Annotated in this window: 5 protein-coding genes; 4 read left to right on the top strand and 1 reads right to left on the bottom strand. The window is 67.1% G+C overall.

All coding sequences use genetic code 11. The annotated features are described in order from the left end of the window. The 4 genes from VGZ32_RS10900 to VGZ32_RS10885 all read left to right on the top strand — a co-directional run. A partial coding sequence (locus VGZ32_RS10900) for a diiron oxygenase (RefSeq protein WP_326885814.1) occupies nt 1-382 on the top strand: 382 nt, incomplete at its 5' end. Nucleotides 383-471: 89 nt separating this feature from the next. Then, on the top strand, nt 472-2,172 hold the full coding sequence (locus VGZ32_RS10895; RefSeq protein WP_326885813.1) for a S53 family peptidase: 1,701 nt from the start codon (nt 472-474) through the stop codon (nt 2,170-2,172). 241 nt (nt 2,173-2,413) lie between these two features. After that, nucleotides 2,414-4,477 (top strand): S53 family peptidase, encoded by a 2,064-nt coding sequence (locus tag VGZ32_RS10890; RefSeq protein WP_326885812.1) that lies wholly within the window; start codon nt 2,414-2,416, stop codon nt 4,475-4,477. A gap of 165 nt (nt 4,478-4,642) precedes the next feature. Beyond that, nucleotides 4,643-5,134, top strand: a complete 492-nt coding sequence (locus VGZ32_RS10885) for a YajQ family cyclic di-GMP-binding protein (RefSeq protein ID WP_326885811.1) — start codon at nt 4,643-4,645, stop codon at nt 5,132-5,134. Here the strand turns inward: VGZ32_RS10885 and VGZ32_RS10880 are convergent. Further along, nucleotides 5,131-6,444, bottom strand: a complete 1,314-nt coding sequence (locus tag VGZ32_RS10880) for a tyrosine-type recombinase/integrase (RefSeq protein ID WP_326885810.1) — start codon at nt 6,442-6,444, stop codon at nt 5,131-5,133. The genes VGZ32_RS10885 and VGZ32_RS10880 overlap by 4 nt on opposite strands. Nucleotides 6,445-6,450: the final 6 nt, after the last annotated feature.

Genomic DNA, 6,450 nt, shown 5'->3' with positions numbered 1-6,450 from the left:
CGAGATGGTCGACGACGAGCGGATCCAGCCGCTGATGCGGATGGTCAACCGCATTCACATCGTCGAGGAGGCGCGGCACATCGGGTTCGCGCGGGCCGAGCTGACGCGGGCGGTCTCGGAGATGCCGCGCCGCGAGCTGCCGTACCACCGCCTGCTGCTGTCACATGTCGCGTTCATCGTGTGCCGCAGCCTGATCAATCCGCGCGTGTACACGGCGGTCGGCCTCGACCCTAAGGCGGCGCGGAAGGTGGCCCTGGCGAACCCGTACCACCGCGAGACGATCCGCTACGGCGGGGAGAAGATCATGGCGTTTCTGTCTGAGGCGGGGCTGGTAGGCGCGCCGGGGATGCACTGGTGGCGGGAGTCGTTCCTGGTCGAGTGAGCTGACCTGCTACTTCCTTCGTGGGCGTGTCTGTTCCGGCGTCCGGGGCGGGGGAAGGTGGCCTTGCGTCAACCGAGGGGGAGGACGCGATGGCTGGACGCAGGGTTCGAACTCCGAGGGGTCTGAGCGCCTTCGCGGTGGTCGGGGCGGCGGCGCTGGCGGTGGTTCTGACGATGGCCTACGGGCCGATCGGGGCGACGGCGGCGCCGGGCGGCGCACCGGATCTGGCGAGCATGGTGCGGGCGGTGTCGGACCCGCACAGTCCGCTGTATCGGCATTTCGAGACGCCCGCGCAGGTGGCGCAATATATGCCCACGGGATTGTGGGGATCGGCGCGCTCGGTGCCGGGAGCGGGCGCACATCTGATGCACCCGCAGAGAATCGTCGCGACGGCGGCGGGTGACGCAAAGACCTGTTCCGACTATTTCGGGCAATTCGCGTCGGATACGCATCCCGCGCTGCCGGGCGGTACGACCGCCAAGGGCCAAGGCTGGCCGCCGGTTCCGACGCCGCTGGCAATATGCGGGTACACGCCGGATCAACTGCGGTCCGCTTATGACACGGACGGCGACAGCGGTAGCGGGGTGACCGTCGCGATATTGGGCGCATACAACTCGCCGACGATGCCCGCGGACGCCGAGCGATATGCGACGGACCACGGCGACGCGGGATTCACGGATGGTCAGTACACGCAATATCTGATGCCGGGGGCGTGGACGCTGCAGGACCAATGCGGCGTGGATTCGTGGGCGGCGGAGCAGACGCTGGACGTGGAGGCAGTGCACGCGCTCGCGCCGCGGGCCTCGATCCGGTACGTCGGCGCCGACTCCTGTCAGGACCCGGACATGCTCGCCGCGCTCGCCCGGATCGTCGGCAACCGCATGGCGGACGTCGTCACGGCGTCATGGGGCAGTCCGTTGCACACGGCCGAAGGTGACGAACCGGCAAGCGTGATCGCCACCTACGAGCGGCTGTTCCAGATCGCCGCACTCGAAGGCATCACGGTGAACTTCGCGGCGGGCGACTGCGGCGCGAATCTGCCCGACAGCGGATGCGGCAAAGGGCTCGGATCGGTCAGGGCACAGACGACGTTCCCGGCCTCAGATCCCTGGGTAACCGCGGTGGGCGGCACGAGCCTGGCGATCGGCGCGGATGGGGACTCGCTGTGGCAGGCGGCGTGGGGTACGCGGGCCTGGGAGTTGAACGGAACGACATGGAAGCCGCTGGGGTGGGTCTTCGGCGGCGGGGGCGGTGCTTCGGAGGACTTCGCGCAGCCCTGGTACCAGGTCCATCAGGTGCCTGATGCGCTCGCGCAGACCCTCCTCGACGGTCAGCCGGCGCCCTCGGCCAGACGTGTGGTGCCGGACATCTCGCTCGACGGGGACCCGTTCACCGGCATGCTGATCGGGCAGACCAGATCCGACGCGGGTGGGCCGGTTCAGTACGGCGAATCGGAGGTGGGCGGGACCAGCCTCGCCGCGCCGCTGCTCGCGGGCCTCGAGGCGGACATGGCCGCGCGCGCGGACGTCTGGGGGCCGGTGCGGGAGGGTTTGGGGTTCCTCAACCCGGCGCTGTACCTGCTGGCGGGAAGCTCATATCTGACGGATGTGACAGGCGTCGTTGACGCGGCGGGTCAGATATCTCCGCCGATTTCGGGCATATCAACAGTATTCGCGGCATTCGGCGACGACGGACCGCTCACGGCCACTCCCGGATACGACGCCGCCACCGGGCTCGGCACGCCCGGCGAGGATTTCACGAGGGCACTGGACCGGTACACCGAGCGCTAAACGCTGCGAGAGTTCTGACAAGTCCGTGAAAGTGCGCGCGGCGGGCCCGAAAAGGGCCGTGTACGCAACATCACCCCCGCCAAACCGTTGCGCAAGGGGCAGGTCCGGCAGTAGCAATAGATCCGCTGCCGAAAGACCGTACGGGCCTTACGATTCGTCGCGGTCCACGGTGTATACCGAATTCGCTCCCATTCGTCCGCTGTCGGGCGACATGGGTGGACTAAGGGGAGGAACTACCTTCATGCCTCTCGCCGCACATCGGCGTGCCCGGCGCGTCGCGACGGCGGTCATACCCGTCGCCGCGCTGCTCGCCACGGCGCTCTCCTCGGCCGGCCCGGCTAACGCCGCGGCCACCACCACGACGGTGACCGTCGACCATCCGACCTGGGCCACCGCCTCGGCGGACAAGGGTGCAGTGCCCACCGCGACCAAGGTGACCGCCCGCATCTACCTCGCCTCGAAGGACACCTCCGGCCTGGCCGCGTACGCGAAGGCCGTGTCCGACACGTCCTCCCCGCTGTACGGCAAGTACCTGAGCGCCGCCGAGGCGACCGCCCGCTTCGGCCCGTCGGCCGCGAACACCGCGACCCTCACGTCGTATCTGTCCGGCCACGGCATCGACGTGACCAGTACCACCGCGCACTACCTGGACATCTCCGGCAGCGCCGCGCAGATCCAGGCGGCGTTCGGCACCCGGCTGGACAACTACTCCACCTCGACCGGCACCCACCACGCCCCGGTCGACAACGTGACCCTGCCGAACGGGGTCGCGGCCGGAGTGCTGTCGATCACCGGCCTGGACGGAATCATCAACGCCGCGGCCCGCCCGGACTCGGTCTCGGTGGCGAAGAGCATCGGCGGAGGCTCGAGCTCGGCCACCATCGCCAAGGGCGGCACCTCGGCGACTAGCGTCCCCGAGCCCTGCTCCACCTACTGGGGCCAGTACACCGCGACCGGGTTCCCAGTCGGCTACACCCCGACAGCGCCCACCGCGCCGTGCTCCTACTACCCGTCCCAGCTGCGCAACGCCTACGGCGTGACGAAGACCGGCCTGACCGGTCAGGGCGCGACGATCGCGATCGTGGATGCGTACGGTTCGCCGACGATGCTCGCCGACGCCAACCAGTACTCGACCAACCACGGCGACGCGCCGTTCCGACCGGGCCAGTACACGGAGTACGTCACCCCGGCGGACTGGACTCTCACCGGCAGCGCCCCGGGCGACTGCGGAGACTGGACGCCCGAGGAGTCGCTGGACGTCGAGATGGCGCACGGCTTCGCGCCGGACGCCAACGTCGTCTACGTCGGCGCGAACTCTTGCACCGACCAGGACCTGCTGGCCGCCTGGCAGCTGATCGTGGACAACCACCTGGCTGACGTGGTCTCCAATTCCTGGGGCGAGATCATGCACGGCCCGGCGGGCTACTTCAACACCTCGATCATCGCGCCTTACGAACAGACCCTGGAGCAAGGCGCGGTCGAGGGCATCGGGTTCAACGCGTCCTCCGGCGACTGCGCGGACAACTCCCCGACCGCCGCCGCCACCGGCGTGAACTGCGACTCGAACACCACCGAGGCGCAGACCACGTGGCCCGAATCCGACCCGTGGGTGACCTCGGTCGGCGCGACCGCACTGGCGATCTCGGACCCGGCCGGCAAGTACAAGTTCGAGACCGCGATGGGCGACGACCGCTCGGTGCTGTCCCCCGACGGCAAGTCCTGGGTTCCGTTCCCGGGCTACTTCTATTTCGGCGGTGGCGGCGGCACGTCCGAGGACTTCACCCAGCCCTGGTACCAGACTGAGGCGGTCCCCGGACGGCTCGCGCACTACCTGATGAACGGCTCGTACACCCGCACCCCGCACCGGGTGGTCCCGGACGTTGCGATGAACGGCGACCTGATCACCGCGACGCTGGTCGGCACCTCGGACGGCGGCGCGTACTCGGAGGCGGGCTACGGCGGCACCTCGGTGGCCTCGCCGTCCTTCGCGGGCATCCTGGCCGACGCGATCCAGGCACAGGGCGGCTTCGCGGTCGGCTTCGCCAACCCGGCGCTGTACGTCCGCCAGGGTCTGTACACCGACGTGACCGAGAACCCGTTCGCGACCGGGCTTAAGAACGGCCAGACGCTGTCGGCGATCGTGGACCACGGCTACACCTCGACCGGCACCCACATCGCCCGCGACTACGCGCTCGGCCAGGACTACGGGCTGACCGCGACGTGGGGCTACGACAACGCGACCGGCCTCGGTTCGCCGAACGCCCGCTTCCTGGAGTCCTTCGGGTCCGGCTTCACAAGCAGGTAGCCGCGTAGCAGGGAGTTCGGCCGCTGAACGGCTGAACGGCTCTACCGGGGCGGGCCTTCCTGAAAGGGAACGGCCCGCCCCTTCGCGTCCGCTCGGTAGGCTCTGCCGGAGAAGTGCGCACGGTGGCATGCGTACGGTGGGCAAGCGAGCAGCGAGGAGCGCGACGTGGCGTCCGAGTCCAGTTTCGACATCGTCAGCAAGGTGGACCGGCAGGAGGTGGACAACGCGCTGAACCAGACCGCGCGGGAGATCTCGCAGCGGTTCGACTTCAAGAACACCGGGGCGTCGATCGCCTGGTCCGGCGAGAAGATCGAGCTGCGGGCCAACGCCGAGGACCGGGTCAAGGCGGTGCTCGACGTGTTCAAGGACAAGCTGATCAAGCGCGGGATCTCGCTCAAGACGCTGGAGGCGGGCGACCCGCAGCTGTCCGGCAAGGAGTACCGGATCAGCGCGGAGGTGAACGAGGGCATCTCGCAGGACAACGCGAAGAAGGTCTCGAAGCTCATCCGGGACGAGGGGCCGAAGGGCGTCAAGGCCCAGATCCAGGGCGACGAGCTGCGCGTCTCCTCGAAGTCGAAGGACGACCTCCAAGCCGTGATGACGCTGCTCAAGAGCCAGGACTTCGACTTCGCGGTGCAGTTCACGAATTACCGCTAACTAACCACTCTGACCTGCTGCTTCACCGAATTGAGCTTCGGAGAGGGCACATCGAGGGCACTCCCCCGGCCGAACGCTGCCTCCACCGCCGCACGCGACGTGTCTTCAGCATCAGGCCACAGATGTGCATATGTGTTGAGCGTGATTGATGGTTGAGCGTGCCCCAAGCGCCTCTGAACGGTCTTTACGTTCTCGCCCGCCCGGATGAGCAGTGACGCGTAGAAGTGTCGGAGCGAGTGCATCGACGCCCACTCGGGCACGGCTAGCGCCGTGGGTGCACCCCGACGCTTGGCCTCGGCGGCAAAGCTCTCGTTGGCGTGCTGGACGGCGACGGCCCACACCTTCGACCACGCGCCCCGCCGGATGGCTCGGTCGCGGGTATTGGTGAAGATGAGCCGCGCCTTGCGCAGCACGGGTTTCCTGGGGTCTGTCCGATCCCAGATCTCGACTTCTCGTGCTGGGAACGATGCGAGAAACGCGGCAACCTCTTCCACGAGAAACGCGGCCACGGGGACAGTCCGGTAAGACTGCTTGGTCTTCAACTGCCCAATGTAAGGTTCGCCGCCGTGGTCGGAGTGAATTAGTTGCTGTTGGACGCGGACGGTGCGGCGCAGGAAGTCGAAGTGATCAACTTCTAATGCGAAGGGTTCACCTTGCCGGAGTCCGGTTCCCGCTGCCAGCCGCAACAGGGCTCGGTAACGCCGCGTCATACCTGCGATCAGCGCCTCGACGACTTCAACCGGGAGCGCTTCGACTTCTTGCTTCATCGCTTCCGGAAGCTCAATCGGATCGCATGGATTTGCACCGATGATGCGGTCCAGCACCGCCATGCGGAATACGGAGACGATATACGAGTAATTGACGCGGAGCGTGGACGGCGCCAGCACTTCCGAACGATCCTTAACCCACTTGCGGATTTCAGACGTGCGGATAGCCGCAATGGGCCGGTCGCCGAGCAGTGGATAGGCGTGATTCTTTAGGCCACGGTTCACGCGGTCCGCTGTTGAGGGTCGGTGCACGCTGTTGGCCCGCCACTGTTCAGCAACGGCTTTGAAGGACTGCTTGCCAAGTTTCGGGTCAACGAATGCGCCACGGCGCAAGTCCGTGCCGACTTCATCGGCCCGATCGTCAGCTTCGCTCTTCTTTGCGAAGTTCTCTTTCTTTTGCGCTCCGTTGGCGTCGCGGTAACGGACCTGCCACCGCTTCCCTTTTCCGTGGTCGGCGCTGCGAACCTTGCCCTTATGCTCAGGGCATTCCGGTTCGTCTTCCTTGGGTAGCGATTTGTGCCACCGGTCGTAAACTTCTGCCATTTCAAC

Origin of the sequence: Actinocrinis sp. (assembly GCF_035938995.1) — a bacterium.
GTDB lineage: Bacteria > Actinomycetota > Actinomycetes > Streptomycetales > Catenulisporaceae > DASZGI01.
Note: the sequence above shows the minus strand (reverse complement) of the source record. Positions and strands in the feature narration are given on the sequence as shown.

Bases quoted from the DNA above. Each gene is read 5' to 3' on its own strand.
- VGZ32_RS10880 (WP_326885810.1), bottom strand. From the start codon at position 6,444: ATGGCAGAAGTTTACGACCGGTGGCACAAATCGCTACCCAAGGAAGAC.
- VGZ32_RS10895 (WP_326885813.1), top strand. From the start codon at position 472: ATGGCTGGACGCAGGGTTCGAACTCCGAGGGGTCTGAGCGCCTTCGCG.
- VGZ32_RS10890 (WP_326885812.1), top strand. From the start codon at position 2,414: ATGCCTCTCGCCGCACATCGGCGTGCCCGGCGCGTCGCGACGGCGGTC.